This window comes from Sporobacter termitidis DSM 10068, from assembly GCF_900130065.1.
Lineage (GTDB): Bacteria > Bacillota > Clostridia > Oscillospirales > Oscillospiraceae > Sporobacter > Sporobacter termitidis.
The window spans coordinates 122,643-143,350 of record NZ_FQXV01000008.1 but is presented as its reverse complement, the minus strand read 5'-3'; the positions used below and the strand labels follow the sequence as shown (position 1 = coordinate 143,350).

General features: G+C 60.7%; 16 protein-coding genes. 5 read left to right on the top strand and 11 right to left on the bottom strand.

What is annotated here, in order from left to right; genetic code table 11:
* Positions 1–26: 26 nt before the first annotated feature.
* The 4 genes from BUB60_RS12240 to mtaB form a co-directional block, all read right to left on the bottom strand.
* Complete coding sequence (locus BUB60_RS12240) at positions 27–905, bottom strand: diacylglycerol/lipid kinase family protein (protein ID WP_073079439.1); 879 nt, start codon at positions 903–905, stop codon at positions 27–29.
* A gap of 37 nt (positions 906–942) precedes the next feature.
* Positions 943–2,112 (bottom strand): 3-phosphoglycerate dehydrogenase family protein, encoded by a 1,170-nt coding sequence (locus BUB60_RS12235; protein WP_073079437.1) that lies wholly within the window; start codon positions 2,110–2,112, stop codon positions 943–945.
* A 15-nt stretch (positions 2,113–2,127) separates the two neighbouring features.
* Complete coding sequence (serC, locus tag BUB60_RS12230; protein ID WP_073079433.1) at positions 2,128–3,216, bottom strand: 3-phosphoserine/phosphohydroxythreonine transaminase; 1,089 nt, start codon at positions 3,214–3,216, stop codon at positions 2,128–2,130.
* A gap of 68 nt (positions 3,217–3,284) precedes the next feature.
* A complete protein-coding gene (gene mtaB, locus BUB60_RS12225; protein WP_073079431.1) occupies positions 3,285–4,571 on the bottom strand; it encodes a tRNA (N(6)-L-threonylcarbamoyladenosine(37)-C(2))-methylthiotransferase MtaB in 1,287 nt (428 codons plus the stop codon).
* Between the two features lie 101 nt (positions 4,572–4,672).
* Here mtaB and BUB60_RS12220 point away from each other — a divergent pair, with 101 nt between their 5' ends.
* The 3 genes from BUB60_RS12220 (at position 4,673) to BUB60_RS12205 (ending at position 8,994) form a co-directional block, all read left to right on the top strand.
* Positions 4,673–5,821 carry a cysteine desulfurase family protein gene (locus BUB60_RS12220; protein WP_242941201.1) on the top strand — a complete coding sequence of 383 codons (1,149 nt, stop codon included), beginning with the start codon at positions 4,673–4,675 and terminating at the stop codon, positions 5,819–5,821.
* Positions 5,822–6,556: 735 nt separating this feature from the next.
* The gene (locus BUB60_RS12210; RefSeq protein WP_073079424.1) at positions 6,557–8,158 is read left to right on the top strand and encodes a trypsin-like peptidase domain-containing protein; all 1,602 of its coding nucleotides are present in this window, start codon (positions 6,557–6,559) and stop codon (positions 8,156–8,158) included.
* A 92-nt stretch (positions 8,159–8,250) separates the two neighbouring features.
* Positions 8,251–8,994 carry a YwaF family protein gene (locus BUB60_RS12205; RefSeq protein WP_143162340.1) on the top strand — a complete coding sequence of 248 codons (744 nt, stop codon included), beginning with the start codon at positions 8,251–8,253 and terminating at the stop codon, positions 8,992–8,994.
* Between the two features lie 37 nt (positions 8,995–9,031).
* Here the strand turns inward: BUB60_RS12205 and BUB60_RS12200 are convergent, their stop codons facing one another.
* The 5 genes from BUB60_RS12200 to BUB60_RS12180 form a co-directional block, all read right to left on the bottom strand.
* Positions 9,032–10,933, bottom strand: a complete 1,902-nt coding sequence (locus BUB60_RS12200) for a glycosyltransferase family 39 protein (RefSeq protein ID WP_073079418.1) — start codon at positions 10,931–10,933, stop codon at positions 9,032–9,034.
* Positions 10,934–11,458: 525 nt separating this feature from the next.
* Positions 11,459–13,549, bottom strand: coding sequence for a glycosyltransferase family 39 protein (locus tag BUB60_RS12195; RefSeq protein WP_073079415.1), 2,091 nt, complete (start codon positions 13,547–13,549; stop codon positions 11,459–11,461).
* A gap of 283 nt (positions 13,550–13,832) precedes the next feature.
* Positions 13,833–15,335 (bottom strand): sensor histidine kinase, encoded by a 1,503-nt coding sequence (locus BUB60_RS12190; RefSeq protein WP_073079412.1) that lies wholly within the window; start codon positions 15,333–15,335, stop codon positions 13,833–13,835.
* On the bottom strand, positions 15,328–16,005 hold the full coding sequence (locus tag BUB60_RS12185) for a response regulator transcription factor (RefSeq protein WP_073079608.1): 678 nt from the start codon (positions 16,003–16,005) through the stop codon (positions 15,328–15,330). The genes BUB60_RS12190 and BUB60_RS12185 overlap by 8 nt, the downstream gene beginning before the upstream one ends.
* A gap of 23 nt (positions 16,006–16,028) precedes the next feature.
* On the bottom strand, positions 16,029–16,571 hold the full coding sequence (locus BUB60_RS12180) for a UBA domain-containing protein (RefSeq protein WP_073079408.1): 543 nt from the start codon (positions 16,569–16,571) through the stop codon (positions 16,029–16,031).
* A gap of 447 nt (positions 16,572–17,018) precedes the next feature.
* Between BUB60_RS12180 and BUB60_RS12175 the strand changes: the two genes are divergently transcribed.
* Together BUB60_RS12175 and BUB60_RS12170 are read left to right on the top strand one after the other, a co-directional pair.
* The gene (locus tag BUB60_RS12175) at positions 17,019–17,690 is read left to right on the top strand and encodes a CDGSH iron-sulfur domain-containing protein (protein ID WP_073079405.1); all 672 of its coding nucleotides are present in this window, start codon (positions 17,019–17,021) and stop codon (positions 17,688–17,690) included.
* A 116-nt stretch (positions 17,691–17,806) separates the two neighbouring features.
* On the top strand, positions 17,807–18,511 hold the full coding sequence (locus BUB60_RS12170) for a hypothetical protein (protein WP_073079401.1): 705 nt from the start codon (positions 17,807–17,809) through the stop codon (positions 18,509–18,511).
* Positions 18,512–19,001: 490 nt separating this feature from the next.
* On the opposite strand, the gene BUB60_RS12165 is transcribed toward BUB60_RS12170, so the two are convergent.
* Entirely contained in the window at positions 19,002–19,595 is a 594-nt protein-coding gene (locus BUB60_RS12165) for a hypothetical protein (protein WP_084726450.1), read from the bottom strand.
* 38 nt (positions 19,596–19,633) lie between these two features.
* The gene (locus tag BUB60_RS12160; RefSeq protein WP_073079397.1) at positions 19,634–20,521 is read right to left on the bottom strand and encodes a DegV family protein; all 888 of its coding nucleotides are present in this window, start codon (positions 20,519–20,521) and stop codon (positions 19,634–19,636) included.
* Positions 20,522–20,708: the final 187 nt, after the last annotated feature.

The window sequence follows — 20,708 nt, the reverse complement described above, 5'->3', positions numbered from 1 at the left end:
GTCAATGCCGTGAACCGCTGCTAATATTATACGATGATGCGCAGCGCGTGGCGGCGGTTTTCGATCTCCAGCTCGCGGTGCGCGCCGCCGAACTCCCCGTCCCTTGTCCACACCACGTCCTCGTCAAAGGTGAATCTGATCTTTCTCGTGTGCAGCAGCTGGACGTTTTCGCTGTGGTAGGTCTGGTTGAGGATGCTGGAAATGATCGTCCCCAGCTCCACGGTGTTGACCGGGTTTTTAACGAGGATGACCTCGAAAAGCCCGTCGCCCAAATCGACCTCCCGGCAGTCCAGCCGGACAAAGCCGGCGATCTTCGTGGAGTTTGTCACGCCGCCGAAGATGTAGTCTCCCTCCAGCGTGCCGCCGTCGTACGTGATCACGGTGTGCTGCGGCTTGATCGCCGACATGCTGGCGAGCCCGCCGATGACGTACGCCAGATGCCCCAGCGCGCGCTTGGCGCTCTGGGGTGTGGAGTACGAGACGCCCGTAAACGCGCCGAAGGCGGCGATATACGTAAAGTATTTGTCTCCCAGGCAGCCGATGTCCAGGGGGACGGGTTGTCCGTTAATGACGGACCTGACGGCCGTGGCGGGGTCCCTGGACAAGGCCAGCGTCGACGCCATGTCATTGGACGTGCCGGTGGGGATAAAGCTGAACGGCGGCGGCGACAGTATCTGCATGAGGCCGTTGACGACGCCGCTCACGGTGCCGTCCCCGCCGACACAGACGACCATGTCGTAATTCCCGCCGTTTTCCCGCGCCAGGTTCTCCGGCTCGCCGCACCGGGTCGTATAAACCGTGACGGCGTAGCCCTCGTCGCAAAAAAGCGAGACGATGACGCCGAGCGCGTTTTTTGAAAGGCCCCTGCCTGAATATGGGTTGACGATCAGCATAAGCTTTTTCATAGTGGATCACCAGCTCCTTCTGTCAGGGGTGTCGGTTTCAGCAGATCGACCGAACGCGGATCACGCCCTCGACAGCCTTGATCTTCTCCTCCAGCCCGGGCGCCAGCGCCTGCACATCGATGATCGTATAGGCCTGCATGCGGCCCTTGGTGCTGGCGTTGACCATGTTCTCGATGTTGATGCCCAGCGACGAAACGGCGCTGGTGATCTTTGCGATCATGTCCGGGATGTTCTTATGGATGACGCAGATGCGCGGGTCGTTTGTCCTCGGCAGCACCGCCGACGGCATGTTGACGGAATTTGTGATGTTGCCGTTTTCAAGATAGTCCACGATCTCCATGGCCGCCATGACCGCGCAGTTGTCCTCGCTCTCCGGCGTGGACGCGCCCAGGTGCGGGATGGCGATGACCTTGGGCGATCTGGCCGTCTTGGCGTTGGGGAAGTCGGTGACATAGCAGGCCACCTTGCCGGACTCGATCGCCTCGACGATATCGTCGTCGCACACGAGCTCCGCCCGCGCCAGATTGATGATGCGGACGCCGCTCTTCATCATGGCCATGGCGCAGCCGTCGATCAGGTGGTGCGTCGACTCCAGATAGGGCACGTGGATCGTGATATAGTCGCAGTTTTTATAGATCGTCTCGATATCCTTGGCGTGGATGACGTTGGACGAGATGCGCCACGCCGCCTCCACGGAGAGGTACGGGTCGTAGCCGTACACCGTCATGCCCAGCGCCACCGCGTCGTGGGCGATCTTCGCGCCGACGGCGCCCAGGCCGATGACGCCCAGCGTCTTGCCGAACAGCTCCGGGCCGACGAACGCCGCCTTGCCCTTTTCCACGAGTGCCCCAATCTCGTCGCCTTTTTCGGCGATGGTCCGGACCCAGTCGATACCGCCGATGATATCGCGCGATGACAGCAAAAGGGCACACAGCACGAGCTCCTTGACGGCCCCGGCGTTGGCGCCGGGTGTGTTGAACACGACGATACCCTGCTCGCCGCACTGGTCGACGGGGATGTTGTTCGTCCCCGCGCCGGCGCGGGCGATGCATAAAAGCTCGGGGTTGAACTCATATTTGAGCATATTGGCCGACCGGACCAGAACCGCGTCCGGGGCGTCGATCTCGTCGGAGACGATATATTTGGTCTTTTCCAGGTTGTCCAGACCGACGGGTGCTATGCTGTTGAGCGTTTTGACCTTGTACATATCTATAGCCTGCCCTTATTTGTTTTTTAATTCAAAGTTTTTCATAAACTCCACGAGCTTGACAACGCCCTCCGTCGGCATCGCGTTGTAGATGGAGGCGCGCATGCCGCCGACGTTGCGGTGGCCCTTGAGGTTTTCAAAGCCGGCCGCGGCGGCTTCCTTGGCAAACTTCGCGTCCAGCTCCTCATTGCCGGTCCGGAAGGTCACGTTCATGTCGCTGCGTGCCTCGGGTGAGGCGCAGCCCTTGAACAGCGGGCTCCCGTCCAGGTAGTCATAGAGGATTTTCGCCCGTTCGGCCTTGATTTTTTCCATGCCGGCAAGGCCGCCCTGCCTGTCGAGCCATTTGAGGACGAGGCCGAGCATGTAGATCGTATAGCACGGCGGAGTGTTGTGCATGGAATCCGAGTCCAGCAGGACCTGATAGCTCATGAGCTTCGGCGTATACGCCAGCTCCTTGCCCGCCAGCTTTTTGTCCAGGATGACGACGGCCATGCCGGCCGGGGCCATATTCTTCTGCACGCCGGCGTAGATGACGCCGTATTTGGACACGTCCACGGGCTTGGACATGATGTTGGACGACATGTCGCACGCGAGGGGGACGCCGCCGGTCGCGGGGATGTATTTCCACTCCGTCCCCTCGATGGTGTTGTTGGCGCAGTAGTGGAAGTACGCCGCGTCGGGCGATATTTTGAGCGCCGACTGGGCGGGAATATAGGTGTGGTTTTTATCCTCGGAGCTTGCGGCGATGCGCACCTCGCCGTACTTTTTGGCTTCCTTGGCGGCGAGATTGGCAAAGTTGCCGCTGTTGGCGTAATCGGCCTTGCCCGTCGTCCCGATCAGATTCATCGGTACAGCAGCGAACTGAAGTGTCGCTCCGCCCTGCATAAAAAGGATCTCATGGGTGTCCGGAACGGCCAGGAGCCTTTTAAAATCCGCTTTCGTCTCTTCAAAAATCGACAGGTACGCTTTACTTCGGTGGCTCATCTCCATGACCGACATGCCGCTCCCGCGGTAATTTGTCATTTCGGCGGCAGCCTGCTCGAGAACGGGCAGCGGCAGCATCGACGGGCCTGCAGAAAAATTGTAGATTCTCTCGTTGAACATCTTAGCACCAGCCTTTTTTGAAGATTCCATAATTATAATATAGTTAAAAGAGTGTGTCAAATCATGGATTATACGATTTCTCCGAAAAGATTGCCGTTTTTTTCACAATTTATATAAACCTTCAGCCGCTGGTTCCGAAGCGCCGCTCCGCTGACGCCCACCTCGAGATAGTTGCCCGCGTGCCCGCAGCAGACGCCGTCTTCCTCCCGCTCAAACAGCACGTCCAGCGTCGTGCCGACGCAGCTTTCCGCAAACGCGCGGGACATCGCCCGCGCCGCCGCCGAGGCCCGCCGCGCCCGCGCGTGCTTGACCTGCTTGTCCACCTGCCCGTCCATGACGGCGGCGGGCGTCCCCGGCCGGACGGAGTACGGGAAAACGTGCATCGCGGAAAAGGCGCATTTTTTGATGAACGCCAGCGTTGCTTCAAACTCCTCTTCCGTTTCTCCGGGGAACCCCACGATGAGGTCCGCCGTGATCCCGCAGCCCGGGAAATACCGCCGCAGCAGGCAGACGGCCTCGTAAAACCCATCGGTCGTATATCGCCGTTTCATCCGTTTGAGCGTCGCGTCGCACCCGCTTTGAAGCGACAGATGAAAATGATCGCAGAGGTTGGGGAGCCCTTTGAGGCGCGCGGCGAATTCTTCCGTGATCGTCCTGGGCTCCAGGGAGCCCAGGCGCAGCCGCGCAGCCGGTGCCGCCGCGCCGACGGCCTCCAGGGCGTCAATGAGCGTGACGCCGCCCTCCAGGTCCTTCCCGTAGGAGGAAATTTCGATCCCCGTCACGACGATCTCGCCGTAGCCTTCCGCGTTCAGCCGCGCGGCCTCGGCGGCGGCGCGTTCCAGGGGCAGCGACCGGACCGGCCCGCGCGCGTAGGGGATGATGCAGTAGGCGCAAAAGTTCTGGCAGCCGTCCTGGATTTTCAGCATGGCCCGCGTGCGCCCCGCGACGCTGCCGGCCGGCAGCTCCTCGAAGACGCGGCGGCGTGCCGGGTCGTCGATCAGGCGCACCGCCGTCCGCTCGCGCACAAGGCGCTCCAGCGCATCGGCAAAGGCATGCCTGTCGCCGCTGCCGGCCACGAGGTCGGCCCCCAGCGCGGACGCCTCCTCCGGGCTCACCTGCGAAAAGCAGCCGCAGACGGCGATCACCGCCCCCGGCTCGAGCTTATGGAGCCGCCGCACCGCCTGGCGCGACTTCCGTCCGCTCTCCGCCGTGACGGCGCAGGTGTTGATAATGACGGTATCGCAGCCCTCCCCGGGCTGCGCGGCGGCATGGCCCCTTGATAACAGGATCGTCTCAAGCGCCTGCGTCTCGTATTGATTGACCTTGCACCCGAGTGTCTCCGAGCAAAACCGCACCGATGCCGCCTCCTCTTGTCTTGCTTTTATGTGAAGTATATAATACAGTAACGGCTGTTTTAACGCAAGTGACAACTCATGCAAGTACGATCACAAGGAGATTGATTCCAATTACCGTCTACTTTGACAACGCCGCCACGACCCGCGTGCGGGACGAGGCCCGGGACGCGATGGTCCGGATGATGAGCGACAATTACGGCAACCCGTCGTCGCCCCATGCCATGGGGCGGCGGGCGAGGGCCGCCCTGGACGAGGCGCGCAAAAGCGTCGCCGGCGCGCTGGGGGCCGACGCCGAGGAGGCCTATTTCACCTCCGGCGGCACGGAGGCGGACAACTGGGCCGTCCTCGGCGGCGCGGAGCTGAACGCCCGGCGCGGCAAACATATTATTACCACGCTCATCGAGCACGACGCCGTCCGGAAGCCGGCGTCCCTTTTGGAAAGCCGCGGCTGGGACGTGACCCGGCTCACGCCGGACAAGGCCGGCCGCATCTCCCTTGACGATTTTGCCGCCGCGCTCCGGGAGGACACGGCGCTCGTCTCCGTCATGCTCGTCAACAACGAGACCGGCGCTATAAATCCCATCCCGGAGATGGCCCGGGAAATCAAGCGCTGCGGCCTGCCCGCGCTGCTGCACACGGACGCCGTCCAGGGCTTTATGAAGGTGCCTTTCACGGTCAAATCCCTGGGCGCCGACCTCGTTACCGTCAGCGCCCACAAAATCCACGGCCCCAAGGGCGCGGGCGCGCTCTTTGTGAAAAAGGGCGTCAGGCTGCCGCCGCTTATTGTTGGCGGCGGGCAGGAAAAAGAGAAGCGCTCCGGCACGGAAGCGCTCCCTTCTATCGTCGGCTTCGGCGAGGCAGCGCGTCTGGCCACCCTTGAAAAGGCGGAAAACGCCGCTCATGCCCGCGCGCTGTACGACTTCACCGCCGCCCTCCTGCGCGAAAAGCTGCCGGGAGCGGTTATCCTGTCCGCCGGCGATTCACCGTATATCCTCAGCCTGTCCCTGCCCGGCTATAAAAGCGAGGTGCTCATGAATTTTCTGGAGGCCGCGGACATCTTTGTCGCCAAAAGCTCCGCCTGCAAGCGCGGCGCCCGCAGCCACGTCCTGGAGGCCATGAAAATGCCGAACGATATCATCGACGGCGCCCTCCGCGTCAGCTTCTCCCGCTACTCCACCCAGGACGAGGCGGCGTACTTCGTCGATAAGCTCCGCGAGGCCACGGAGAAGCTGTACAAGGTGCTGAAGTAGCGTCACACCGCGAAATACGGCGGGCGGGCAGCTTGCCAGCGTTTACATCCCGCCCTACCCGGACGATAAATATTAGCGTCTCTGTAGGGCAAGGGCTCTGCCGTTGCCTCAGACTGTCGATAAAACCCGTGGGGCTTTATGCATGCAGCGCGCTCAGCAGCGCCCCGCATGAGAAGTGTCACTCCGGAGGCACATGTCCTCCTGCGTGACGATTTTGAATTTATTTGCCACTCCGGCGGCAAACTCTGCGAGGCTTTACCCTCTTCAGCTGGGGCAAGGGCTCTGCCGTTGCCTCTGCGCTACCCGCACAGACGACGAAGGGGACGGGCGATTGATAATCGCCCCTACAGGGCGCAGCTTCCCAGATGCGCCTTTCCTGTCGGCGCGGCGAGAAGCGACGGTGTGCCGAGGTCCGCCCTGCGATAACGCGCCCGGCATGTTAGTACCAGATCATGCTGTTATGCTGCGCTAATCTAAGCGCCGATTCAAGATTCGATTTTTTATCCCGGCGTTCCGGCGCCGCAAGCCAATGCTTGAATAATTCTTCATATTTTATACCAGTGCGGCATATGTCGAACATCCACGCATTTTACGGAATTATTTGGTAATTTTTCCGGAAGAAATATGATATTCGTATTGATTTGGAAAAGATTCCGTCTTATAATGTTGAAAGAATCAACAACGAAATTCGCCGGGGCGTGCCGCCCCGTCTTTATTACATACCGGAGGCTCTTCATGAAAAAGCGGTTCATTGCGCTCACGCTCACCCTCATCCTGGCGTTCGCGGCGGCAATTCCGGCGCAGGCGGCCGCCGGAAGCCTTGACAACTTCAAGGTCCAGCGCGCCTATTCCACCGGCCGGTTCACGGATGTTGACGGCGCGGCGTGGTATGCCATGGATGTGCAGGCCTCCTACGAATACGGACTGATGAACGGCGCGGCCTCCGGCGCTTTTATCCCCAGCGGCACCCTGACGGTGGCCGAGGCGATCAAAATCGCGGACTGCCTAAACAGCGTTTACTATACCGGCAGGGCGGATTTTAAAGAGGGCGCGCCCTGGTACGCTACATACGTGGATTACGCCGTGAAAAACGGCATTATTGCTTCGGCCCCCGCCGACTATTCAAAGGCCGTCACCCGGGCCGAATTCGCCGGCATGATCGCCAGGGCCCTGCCGGGCGAGTCCTTCGCGTCCCTGGGGCAGATCGAGGACGGCGCCATTCCCGACGTGTCGGCATCCGACAGCTTCGGCCAGAGCGTTTACACGCTCTACAGAGCCGGCGTCCTGACGGGGTGCGACAGCTTCGGCACCTTCCGGCCGGACGCCCCGCTGAGCCGGGCCGAGGCCGCCGCCATCGCGGCCAGAGCCGCGGACAAGGGCTTCAGGAAAAGTCTCACACTGCCCGTGCCGCTCTCCGGCGCCGATATCTACAGCAAGTGCGCGCCCGCCGTGTTCTATCTGGAGCGGTATGATTCCGAGGGCGTCCTGATCGGGATCGGCAGCGGCTTCTTCATCTCGCGGGACGGGCTGGCCGTCACCAACTATCATGTCATCGACGGCGCCGCCAACGCCATTATCACCACCGCCGACGGTACGCAGTATCCGGTGAAGGGCATCTGCGGCTATGATAAGGTAAAGGATATCGCCGTGCTCCAGATCGACGGCACCGGCTTTCCGTATCTGAGCGTGGCCGATTCGGACCAGCTGCAGGTCGGTGCGCATGTCTACGCTATCGGCAGCCCCTTCGGCCTTCTCAATACCATCTCGGACGGCGTTGTTTCCAACGCCCGGCAGGACCTCAACGACTCCAGCTTCATCCAGTTCTCCGCCCCGATTTCGATGGGCAGCGGCGGCGGCCCGATTCTCAACGCGAAGGGGCAGGTCGTCGGTATCGCGTGCCTCACCGTACTCAACGGGCAAACGCTCAATTTTGCCGTACCGATCAACGATTTAAGCGGCCTGTCAAAGACGGGCAGCGTCCCGCTCATCACCATCGTGGCCAAGAATTCGGCCTCGACCCTGTACTACAGGAGCTACTTCCCCGTCCCCGATTACGGCGTGTTCGCCGGCACGCCCCTCTACCGCACGTCGCTGGACCAGACGACGGGCGTGAAGACCTATTACTACAGGCTGAGCGATATCACCGTGGGCGAGGACACGGCCGTCAACGGCTATGTCGGCCTTTTAAACAAGAACGGCTTTAGCTGGCAGAGCTCCTACAAAAACGACAGCGGCCACACGGTCGACGTCTACTATAATCCCTTCTACGACATGTCCGTCCACTTCGGCGCGGACGTGCTGGACGGCGTGGACTGCCGCGTCGTCGCCATCTATTGACCGGCCCTTTGACGTTTAAACGCCCCGGGATCAGCGCATCATGATCCCGGGGCGTTTTTTTGCCTTATTCTGTCCGGCGAGGTGCCTTGACGATGCTGCCGTATTTCTGGAGCGATGGCTCCGCCATACCGCAAAGCCTGTATACCGCCAATTTCAGCCCGGCGCATATCGCGTGGGTTTTAACAGTCCTGCTCCTCATGCCGGCCATCGTCTGCATCTACCGCCTGAGAACGGCGGCCGTAAGGGTACGGATCAAAAAGGGCCTTGCGCTGGTCATGCTCCTGTGCGAGGCGTCATCCTGGCTCTGGCAGGCGCTGACGGGCGCGTTCACCGTGCAGTATTCCCTGCCGTTGCAGCTGTGCGATATCTCCGTCTTTCTGGAATTCGCCGCCGTTTACGCCAAACGCGCCGCCCTGCTCCGGGAGTTTTCCTACGCGCTGAGCATGCCCGCCGCCTTTGCCGCCGTTGTGACGCCGGGCTGGTACTACCCCTTTCTGACCTACGGCTACCTCAAAATGGCGCTGATGCACGCGCTTTTGATCCTGATCCCCGTGCTCCTCGTCTGGGGCGACGGCGTCCGGCCCGATTACCGGCGGCTTTTACAGGTGTCGCCGCTCTTCGTGCTGTTTATCGCCATAGCCGTGACGGCGAACACCTTTCTGGGGAGCAACTACATGTTTCTGGCCTATGTGCCGCGGGACACGGCTCTGGCTGTGTTCGAAAGCTGGTTCGGCAACCCCGGCTATGTGCTGCCAGAGCTATTTCTGCTGCTGCTTATCTGGACGGTCCTCTATCTCCCCTGGACCGCACCGGAACACCGCGCTCGCTCAGGATGACATGGCTATTTTGCGGCAGCCTTTCAGGCACTCGCCGTTATTTTGTCCTCACGCCCGACAGGTCGTACAGCGCCAAGAACTCCATCTTCGGCGTCTTCGAATACGATGCGGGGTCGACCTTTCTGCCGTGTGCCATGACCCAGCGGGTGATGTCGCCGGACTCTGCCGGCATGACGAGGTAATATTGGAGGCCGCCGCTTTCGGCGAGCTTCCCGAAGCTTTCAAGGCTGATGGATTTATCCGTGCCGATAAAGCCGCCCAGCGCCATCACGGACATGTCGTCCAGCACCAGAGGCGCGGCGAACATAATGTTCGGCACGGCGATGAGATAGCGGGCGCCGTTGTCGTGCGTCTTGACGTAGGTGGCCAGCTCCTTTGAGATGAGCTCCCCGGAGAGGTCCGCGCCCTCAAACCATTTTCTGCCCCAGGAATACGCGCTGATGTCGTTTTGCGGGTCCTCCGCGGGCTTTGAAATGGCCGGCGGGCCGGCAAAGGGCGCGATCACGTTGGTGCCGTATTGGATGGGCGTGTACGCCCAGTACGCCGGCGCGGCGAGGATGCCGAGAACGCCGAGGGCAAGGCCCGCGCCAACAAGAATCCGATTGTCCTTTTTCAAAAGCTTAACGGTCACAAGCAGGAGAACAGCCGCGCCGGCGGTGGCGAGGATGACCGGCACCAAGACCTTGGAGAACCGTATTGCGTACGTTTTCAGCATATAGACCTGCACGGCTGCCGTGATGGCAAACGCCAACGGCAGCAGGATATTCTGCCAGCTGTTTTTCCCCGCCGCAGCCCTTTTGAAGCGCCGCGCCAGCTCGGTGACGGCAATGGCGCACAGCGCGGCCAGGCACGGGACGAGCATGATGAGATAATACCGGTGGATATGGCCGGAAATGGAGAAATAGACATACATCGGGACAAAGATACCGCCCCAGAGGAGCAGCTGAGGCAGGCTCCGCTTTCTCTCTGTTTTGTCCTTCTGGAACACCTTCATAAAAAGCGCCAGGAGGCCAAAAGCCGAAAGCGGCAGGCACCAGCTGGCCTGGCCCGCCATTTCACGGTTGAAAAACCTGAGGAGGCCGGCCGGTCCGCCCTCGTTGGGCACCTGGCTGATGGCGCCGGAGATGCCGGCCATCGTCTCCCTCGAGACGGGCAGCGCCCGCAGGATGCCGTTGTAGCCGATGGCCAGCTCCAGCGTCGAGTTGGTGCTGCTGCTGCCGACAAACGGCCGGCCCGCCGCCGGCGTCAGGTCCACAGCAACACACCAGGACAGGCTGACCGCCAGCAGGGCTGCCGTGGCTATCAGGAGATGGGCAACGCGCCGTGAATACTTTATTTCCGCCGTGAAGAAATAGACGAGATAGATGGCCGGCAGGAACATGTAAGCCTGCAGCATTTTGATATTAAAGCCGAGACCAATGAGCGCCATTGACAGGACGAGAAGCCCCGGGCTCCCCCGTTCCGCCGCCTTCAGCAGCGCCCAAAGCGCCAGCAGGCAGACGAGCACCAGCGGCGCGTCCAGGTTGTTTGTCCGGCTGACCGCGATGAAAATCGGCGTCAGGGCCATGAAGAACGACGCCAGAAGGGCGCAGGTCTCGCCCCAGCTCCTTTTGACGATACAATAGAGAACGGCCACCGAGCCGATGGCGCACAGCGCCTCCGGCAGAATCACGCTCCACCCATGGACGCCGAAGATGAGCGCGAACAGGCACTGCAGCCACAACCCCAGCGGCGGCTTGTCCACAGAAATGTACCCGCCCTTGTCAAAAGAGACGAAAAAGAAGTTGTGCCAGCTCGTCAGCATGCTTTTGACGGCGGCTGTGTAGTACGCGTTCCCGAGGCCCTCCGTCCACACCTTATACAGTGTCAGGTACGCCGTGAGCAGCAGGATCAGAAGCAGAAGCAGTTTTCCGCGGTGCGCTTTGAGCTGAACGGGCAATCGCGCCATCTCCCCACATTTTTAGGGACATATTACTACAGCAGCCTGCAAAATAAAACAACATTCTCGCTCTTCTGCGGCGGATTTTTATAATATGCCGTAAAAATGCCGCGCCTTTTTGTCGAATAATACAAAAGGGCCGCCGAAGGCGGCGGCCGGATCGACGGCGGGCCGGGTCGTCCCGGCTACGACTGCGGCTGCAGCGCTGCGTGGGGCGCGGCTTCCCAGACGCGCCTTTCTTGTATGAGCGGCGGAGCGCTGCCTGCACACACTACGCTATTCCGCTGCACACACTATATGCTATTCCGCCTATACCCGCTATGTCATTCCCGCTTTCTCCCATGTCATTCCCGCGCAGGCGGGAATCCAGGCCCTCGTACAGGGGAACGTGGATTCCCGCCTGCGCGGGAATGACACTATTTAGTCGGAAATGACACTATTTAGTAATGACACTTTTCAGTAGTGACACTTTTCAGTAATCGCACTGCTTTGGTATCGCCGCAGGGTGGGGTTGCTGCCGCCGCTTCAGTCCGTTTTCAGGGACGAGAGGTCATAGAGCACGCCGTTCCCGGCGCTGCCGCCCCACGCGGAGGCATCGACCTTGGCGCCGTTTTGCTCGACCCACTGCGATATATCGCTGTAAGCGTTGCCGCCCGCCCAGTAATACTGGAGCTCACCCCAGTGCACCAGGGCGATGAAATCCTCCAGGCTGATGGCGTTGTCCGAGCCCCGGAAGCCGCCTAGCGCCATGACGCCGACGCCGTAGTCGATGATGAGCGGCTCCGCCGCGCCCGCGTTCGGCACGGCGACGAGGAAGCGCGCGCCGCTGTCATGGGCCAGCATATAGCTGACGGCGTCGTCCGGTATGGCCCCCATAAAGCCGCCCCTGCTCATGGCGCTCAGCACATTTGACGGGATACTGCCAAAGCGGCTCCCCTGCCCGCCGTCTGCCGAGCCGTCCGAGCCCTCATCGCGGAAATCCAGCGCATCGTCCGGGGCGGCCTCCGGCCGCTCGGGAGCGGCGCCGCCGTCAGTGCCGCCGGACCGGTCATCGCCGCCCCGGTTTTGGCCCTGACCGTCTCCCGGCGCGCCGAAGCCGTCCCCGCCGCCGCGCATATCGGCGCCCGTGCCATAAGCGTCCAGCGGCCCGGCATACGGTATCGCCGCGCTTGTGCCGTACAGGATCGGGCCGTAAGCCCAGAAGGCCGGCGCCGCCAGCAGGCCGAGCAGGCCGGCGGCCACGGCGAGCTTTACAAGCAGCCCCCGCTCTCTTTTCAAAAGCTTCGCCGCGACAAGCCCGGCGAGGAAAAGGGCCGTGCCGATAGCGATGATAACCACCAGCGTTTTTGAGTACGCCGGGTAATGGTTCGTCAGATAATACACCTGAGACCCGGCCGTCAGCACAATGGCTGCCGGGAGCAGGAGATTCTGCCAGCGGGGCCGCCCCGTCTCCTCGTCTCTCCGGAAGCGCTTGACCAGCTCGCACACGGCGATGGCGGACAGCGCGGCCAGGCAGGGCGCGAACATGATGAGGTAATACCGGTGAAAATGGCCCGAAATGCTGAAAAACGCGTACATCGGCGCGAACAGGCCCAGCCACAGGAGGAGCTGCCGCAGGGCGGCTTTTTTATCCGTCTCCTTTTTAGACAGCGCCCGCAAAACGAGCATGGCGAGGCCGAAAACAGCGAGGATCAGCAGCCAGCTGATCTGGCCGGCCATCTCCCCGTTGAACAGCCGCAAAACGCCCGCCGCGCCGCCCTCGTTGGGAATGCCGGAATTCCCGCCGAGCACCGCGCTCGCGGCGCCGCCGGCATCAAGCGACATATTCGCCCCGAGAACCCGCGCGATGCCGTTGTAGCCAATGGCCAGCTCCAGCGCCGAATTCGTCGTGCTGCTCCCCACGTAAGGCCGCGCCGACGCCAGCGTGAGGTCGACGGCCACGCACCACGACAGCGACACGGCGATCAGGACAGCCGTGGCGATAAGCAGGTGGCCCACGCGCTTTTTCATGCCGGTCTTCGCCGTAAAGAAGTAGACGAGATAGAGCGCCGGGGCGTAAAAATACGCCTGCAGCATCTTGATATTGAACCCAAGCCCGATGAGCGACACGGCGAGAAGCAGGTGCTTCAGGCTGCCCCGTTCGGCGGCGGCGACGACCGCCCACAGCGCGAGCAGGCACACCATGACAAGGGACGCGTCCACGTTGTTCGACCGCGTGGCCGCGATGAAAATCGGCGTCAGCGCCAGAAAGAGCGCCGCCAGCAGCCCCGCCGCCTTGCCGAAGCTCCTTTTGACGATATGGAACAAAACGGCCACCGACACGACGGAGCAGACGACCTCCGGCAAAACCACGCTCCAGCCGTGCACGCCGAAGATGCGCGCCGACAGGCACTGCAGCCAGAAGCCGGCGGCGGGCTTGTCCACCGTGATGAAGCCGCCCGGGTCCAGGGACGCGAAAAAGAAGTTGTGCCAGCTTTTGAGCATGCTCGTCACAGCCGCCGTATAATACGCGTTGGCGTCTCCCAGGGTCCAGATCTTATACCCGGCCAGATACGCCGTCAGCAGAAGGATCAGGAAAAGTATGAGCTTGTCGTAATGTTTTCTGAGCCGGTTCATGGCGAAAGTCTCCCGATATAATATCGATGACATTTTATCACAGTCGAATTATAAGCGCGCGGCGATGCCGCATGGTGAACAAACTGTGACAAAATCGTATAAATTACTTCAGTCATCCCCGCCATCATAGCAGCCGCAGCTTAAAGGAACTTTAAATTTGAAGAATCAACTCCTTTGTTCCAAGATTTAACAAACATCTCAGGTAAAAGCTTGCGAAGTGTTTTTAATAAGAAAAAAATAATCCCTGAAACCGGTATGGTCTCAGGGATTTTATTCTGAAACTTCAGCCGTCGCTCTCCGGGCCGGCGGCCGGCGGCATGGCGGCGGGTTCCCCTTTGGGCAGGGAGATCGTGATTTTCGTGCCGAGGCCCTCGCGGCTCAGAACCTCCAGGTAGCCGCCGTGGCGGGACGTGATCCAGCTCGCGATCGACAGGCCGAGTCCGGCGCCGCCGGTGGCCCTGGCCCGGGACTCGTCGGCCCTGTAGAACCGGTCGAAAATGCGCGGGACATTGTCCGGGCTGATGCCGATGCCGTTGTCCCGCACGCCGAGCTTTGCCGTCGCGCCGTCGTCGTCGGTCAGGATGGTGATTTTTTCGCCGGCGTCGGTGTACTTAATGGCGTTGTCCACAAGAATACGCAGCGCCTGCTTGATGAGCGACCTATCGGCGGTGACGGCGGCGTCCTTCAGCTCCGTGGCGTAATCGTGCGCCGGGTCGATCATTTTCGTTTCGGCGGCGACCTCCTCAGCCAGCTCCCTGAGACTGAACGTCTCGGGCTGGAGCATGATGGTGTTGTTGTCGCCCCGGGCCAGGAACAAAAGCTGCTCCACCAGGTCCTTCATGCCCGAGGCCTCTTCCTTGATGGCGGTGATGGACTCCTGCAGCGCTTTCTCGTCGTTTTTGCCCCAGCGGTCCAGGAGATTGGCGTACCCCTGGATGACGGAGATCGGCGTGCGGAGCTCGTGGGAGGCGTCCGAGACAAAGCGGACCTGGGCCCTGTAGGATTCATTGATCCTGTCCAGCATGCCGTTGATGGCGCGGGCGAGGCTTTTCAGCTCCGCCTGCGTGTCGTCGACCTGGATGCGCGTGTCCAGCCGGGCGGCGTTGATGCCCTCCAGCTTGCCGGCCAGCGCCGCCATCATGGCCGGGTCCAGCTGCCGGGAGACAGCGTTTAAGTCCTGAGCCGCGCGGGTGAGCTCCGTGATGGGGTCCAGCGTCGCCCGCACCATCCGCCGGTCCTTGCGGATGCGCCCCAAAAGAACCAGCAGCTCGTACCCGAGCAGTACGGCAGCGCCGATATAGACGATGTGCAGAACCGACCGGAGGGAGACGGATATTCTGTACTCCGCCGTACCGCTCTTATAATAGACGACGTAGTCCACGTCCTCTATCGAATCCTGAAACCGCAGGCCGCGCCCGTCATGGGTCTCGATACTTCTTTTCGCGTCCCGGGTCGCATCCGGCAGGAGGTAATAAAACGGCATGGAGACGTTATTCCCCGGCGTCACGACGTCGGAGGCATCGATACTGACACCCGACAGGCTCAGCCAGTCCGGCGACGGCGGCGGGGGCGCTTCCGCCACCGACAAAAGCGACGCCGCCCGGGCCGCCTTCTCCTCGCTGTATGCGATAAGGCACGCGCCGGTGATGAGGCCCAGGAGGATGTCCAGCGATATAAAAATGCCGAACAGCCGGAGCACCATTCTGGAGCTCAGCTTGCGCGCGATGGAATTGCGGAATTTTGCCGGCGGCTCCTGCGTGGTCTTCGTGTTGTTGATATCATTCATCCTTAATCACATAACCCACGCCGCGCACGGTGTGGATGAGCTTGATGTTGAAAGCCTCGTCGAGCTTGCCGCGCAGAAAGCGGATATAGACGTCGACGGTGTTTGTCCCGCCGTCGAAATCGAAGTCCCACACGTTTTCCATCAGCGCCTCGCGCGTTACGACGATGCCCTTGTTTTTCAGGAGATAGTGCAAAAGGTCGAATTCCCGCTTTGTGAGGTCCACGTCCTGACCCTCTACGGAGACGGTGTGCCGCTTGACGTCCAGCGTCACGTTCTGCGCCGTCAGCACCTCGCTTTCGGCGGCGGGGGCGTTTTTGCGCAGGGCGGCGCGGATGCGCGCCAGCAGCTCCTCGATGGCAAAGGGCTTTGTCACATAGTCGTCGGCGCCCAGGTCGAGCCCGGCCACCTTGTCGGTGACGCCGTCCCGCGCCGTCAGCATGATGACGGGGACGGACGAGGTGCGCCGGAGGCGGCGCAGGACCTCCATGCCGCTCATTTCCGGCAGCATGATATCCAAGAGGATGAGGTCGAACCGCCCGCTCTGGGCCAGCTCGCTCCCCGCCCTCCCGTTTAAGGCCTTTGTGACGGCGTAGCCCTCGTAGGTGAGCTCCAGCTCCACAAAGCGCGCCAGCTTTTCCTCGTCCTCGATCAGCAGTATCCGTGCGCCCATCGTCATCCCCGCTTTATCTCATGTTACTTGTTCCCGCCGGAGAAATCCCTCTTGATGTCCTCTACCGTGCTGGACGCGTCGTCCATGACCTTGTTGACGGACTCCCGCCCCAGCTCCTCGCCGGTGAAATGGTACCTGAAGCCGAAGAACAGGCTCAGGATAAACAGCGGCACCACAACCCAGAAGAAGAAGATCAGCAGCAGCACCACCGCCGTTACCGGGCAGGCAAAGAGTATCTCGCCGTGTCTGCTGGCCTCCAGGAAATTCGCGTTGCCGATATGGAACACTTTTAAAAGAAAGCGCCCCAGCTTGCTCATCGCGTTCTTGAACGTTCCGCCGCCGCCCGGCTTGTAATCGCCGGCGCCGCCTTCGTAATGCTGTTCCTCCCCCGTGCCGCAGCTGCTGTAGTAGCCGCCGTTGACCGGAGCATTCACCCTGCCCTGTTTCTCGAGATAGATGATCGCGTCAAGCAGGTCGTCGTTGCAGGCTTCAAGGGCGGCCTTCGCCTCTTCGAAGCTGACGTTTGCCTTTTCGCGGAGTTTTTCCACCTGTTCCAAAGTTGCCATGGTATTTATTCCTCCTTCAGTCGTTCTCTTTGGATGGTCCCATCGTAACAGAGAACGCTTAAAGTACAATGTGAGGAGAATTAAAAGCAGATTAAAATGCGCTTTCGTTATTTTAATTCTACAGCCCGCCTGTATTCATGTCAACACGGAGCCGAGGCCGGCGGAAGCGCGCGGCACGGAACGACGGCGGGCCGGGTCGTCCCGCCCTACGCGTTCGGTCATTTTGTGATTTCCTATACGTAGGGGCCGCCGTCCTCGGCGGCCCATCCCTCCGATAAGCACCGCGTGCGGGCCGCCGAGGGCGGCGGCCCCTACGGGTCAGGGATATGTCATATGACGCGACGTATGTTGTATAAGCATCAATCCAGCCGCGTTACGGGATATTGCCATTTGGGCGGCGATGTTATATGATCGAAGTGTCAATCCACTGTAAAGAGGGATACTTCTATGAAAGTAAAAATCAAAATCGTGCCCAAGGGGCCGTATCTGGTGACAGGCGGGGTGCCGCTGTCGGAGAAGATCATCGAGCCGGACGGCAAAAAGTATGTCTATAAGGAGGGCCGGGACCTCTCACAGGGAGAGACGTACGCGCTGTGCCGCTGCGGCAGGTCAAAAAATCCGCCCTTCTGCGACGGCGCGCATACGGCCGCCGGCTTTACCGGTGAGGAGACGGCGGACAACGCGCCGTTTACCGACCGGGCGGAGCTGCTCCGGGGGCCGGACCTCGATATGTACGACGACGGGCGCTGCGCTTTCGCGCGGTTCTGCCACAGGGACAGGGGCGACGCCTGGGAGCTCGTGGAGAAATCCGGCAATCCCGCCAACAGGCGCGAGGCGGTGATCGCCGCCAGCGAGTGCCCCGCCGGCCGCCTCCGGGCCGTGTCGAAGTCGGGCAAGGCTTACGAGCCGGCGTATGACCCGGCCATCGACGTGCTGCAGGACCCCGACCGGGACGTCAGCGGCGGCCTTTTCGTCAAGGGCGGCATCCCCATCGAATCGGCCAAGGGCTTTGCGTATGAGGCGCAGAACAGGGTCGTCCTCTGCCGGTGCGGCGCGTCCCGGAACAAGCCGTTCTGCGACGCCTCCCATGTGGATATTGGGTATAGAGACAGAAAATGACAGATTAAAGTTTACAGTCTGTTCAATGTTTATTTAAAAAATTTTCAAGTTACCGCAACATTTGTTTTCAATAATGGTCCCGTTATCCAGTTATGGATACAGGAAGGGGATACATTATGTACAAGAAGATTGCGGCACTTGTGTTTTCCGGCGCGATGCTCGCGGCGCTGGCCGGCTGTGCCGGCGGCGGAACGACCGCCGCACCGGAGTCGAGTACGCCGCCCTCTCCGTCGCCCTCCGGCACCGCGGATACGGCGGGCGCCGCCGGCACGGAGCTGACGGGCAGGGTCACGGCGGTGAGCAGTGACACGATCACCCTGGAGCTGCTGGAGCAAAATGCCCCGCAAGGCGGCGACACCGCCCCGAACGGCGGCGGAACACCCTCGGCGCCCGGATCGGCGGAAACGCCGGCTCCGGTGTCCGGCGCCCCGTCCGGCGTTCCCGGCGGCTCCGCCGATCCGGGCGCCGCGCGGCCTTCCGGCGGCAGTGCCGGCGGGAACCGTGACCAGTCCGGCGGCCCGGGCGGCGGGTTCGGCCTGACGCCGACTGGCGAGACGAGGACGATCACCGTGTCGTCCGACACGGCTATCACCGTCGGCAGCGGCGGCAGCGGCACCGCCGGGACCATTGCCGACATCAAGGCCGGGGATATCCTGCGCGTCACCATGGACGGCGACGCGGCGGAAGCCATCGTCGTTGAAAACTTCGGCGGCGGGCAGCGGCCGGATGGCCAGGCCGGCGATCAGACCGGCGGCCTGGACACGCCCCAGCCGGATAGCGCGGGCACAGACGCGGCCCCGCAGACGTCCGCGGCTGCGTAACCTTACATAACCGCCGGGCGCAGCGGAAGGCTGCCGCTGAAGATACGGGCCCATAAACGCCCGACCTTCCCGCGGCAGCCTTCCGCTTTTCACTGCCCCCAGACTATTGCGAGGCAGTTATCATAAAAAAGGGTAAAAAAATACCAGGGAATTTCACCCTGGGATCCATCCAGCTTATCTGTCGCTTGTGGTGTATTCTTCATCCTTGAAGATCATGTCGTCGATGTCTTCATGATTGTTTATCAACAATATAACGCCTCCTTTCCTTATTCACTACGCTTAGTATACGCTCGTCTGTCGGCAAATACAACAGTTTTATTGTTAACAATATGTTAAATCTGCCATACGTCGTGTTAAGTTCAAGCTGCCCGCAACGCTCTTCCGGTGCGGGCAGCTCTTTAAAATTCACTCTTTATTCATAACTGGGACACAATAAACGCTCGACAACGGCGGACCGGGAGTGATAAAATATTCCTAATCTGCCGCCGTATCAGAGCCCGCGGTAGCCCAGCACGATCAGAAACGCCAGCAGGAACGCGTACGTTGGTACCGTCGACCCGATGAGCAGCTCCGATTTGTCGTGCCTGTTCATGTTGAGACTGGCCCAGAATACCGCCGCCAGGAGCAGCAGGCCCAGCAGAACCCAGGGGCCGAGGAAATAGATGAGCGAGAAAATCGGGCCGGCCACGCCGCAGGCGTGCCCGCTGGCCTTGACTTTAAACACCTTGTTGAGCAGGACAAGCGACACGCCGGAAATCAGATACGTCAGGTAGATGATGAGCAGGTAATTGGAGACCGGCAGAAAGAGCGCCGACACAAGGCCGAGGATGTAGCCGAGGCTGGCCATCCACATGGCAAGGCTCCGCTGCCCGTCGCGGCCCTTGTCCCTGAAATGCGGGAGAAGCGGCTGGAGCGGATATGCCAGTATCGGCAGGACGACGAGAAATACGATGGCCAGTATGAGATTGAGCGTGTTGCCGAAAAAACCGTCCCTCGTAAAATATAGGATGACCAAAAGCATGAGCGCCATGACCGGAGCGACGGTGATGACTCTGATAAATTTTGCCAAACGCTGCTTAAACAAATGAATCCTCCGTTTCAATCAAAGCCGCTGTCAGGCGGCTAATCCACCCGCTCGTCACCCCAGAAGAACAGCGCCACTGTCCCCGGCCCCGTGTGGGAACCGACGACGGTGCCGATATCGTTGACCATGACCTTGCCGCTCAAGTGCCTGAATTCGGCCTCCACCAGCGCCGCCACGGCCTGCGCGTCCTCGGGGCAGGCCGAGTTTGAGACAAAGCATTTGCCGGAATACGCGGCGCCGTTCTGGGCGTGCGCCTTCATCTTCTCGACGATTTCGCGGATCACGTGCTTCTTGCCCCTGATTTTTTCTCTGGGGATCAGCTCGCCCTTATCGTTCATATTCATCAGCGGACAGATATTGAGGAGCGTACCGAGCGCGGCCGAGGTGGCGGAAATTCTGCCGCCGCGTTTATAATGCTTCAAATCTGTCGAGAAAAACCAGTGGTGGAGCTTCAGCTTGTTCTCCTCGAGCCAGCCGTAGACCTCCTCGGCGGGTCGGCCGCTGTTTTTCATATCCCAGGCCGTGTCCACCAGCAGGCCGAAGCCCGAGGAGGCGCCCAGCGAATCCACCAGGTAAAATTTGCGGTCGGGGTATTTTTCCATGAGCTCTTCCCGCGCTATGCGGGCGCAGTTGAACGTGCCCGAAATGCCCGAAGACATTTCGATGTGCAGCAGGTCCATTCCTTCCGCCAGGACAGGCTCGAAGAATTTCTTGAACTCCTCCACGTTGACCTGAGACGTCACCGGCATCGCGCCGGCGTCGATCCGGTCATAGAACTCTTTGAACGGGACCGTTTTTCCCAGATCGTCCGGGTAGAGCTTGCCGTCCATTTCAAAATGGTAACAGACATACGGGATGTCTTTGCTCTCGAAATAGGAGCGCGGCAAATCCGCCGTGGAGCTGCACGTTATCTTATAGTTTGTCAATTTAAGTCCTCCAACCTTCTGATAGTGATTTAAATGACAGGCGCATAAGACCTTAAGACCGGGCACGGATGCCAGACGAGCTTATGTATTCACCGTTCATTATTCGCGCCCCGGTTCACGTGGCCGGGGTGCGTGGGACGCGTCCGTATATGACGCAATGAATTATACCCAAAAGCCGCGCAAAAAC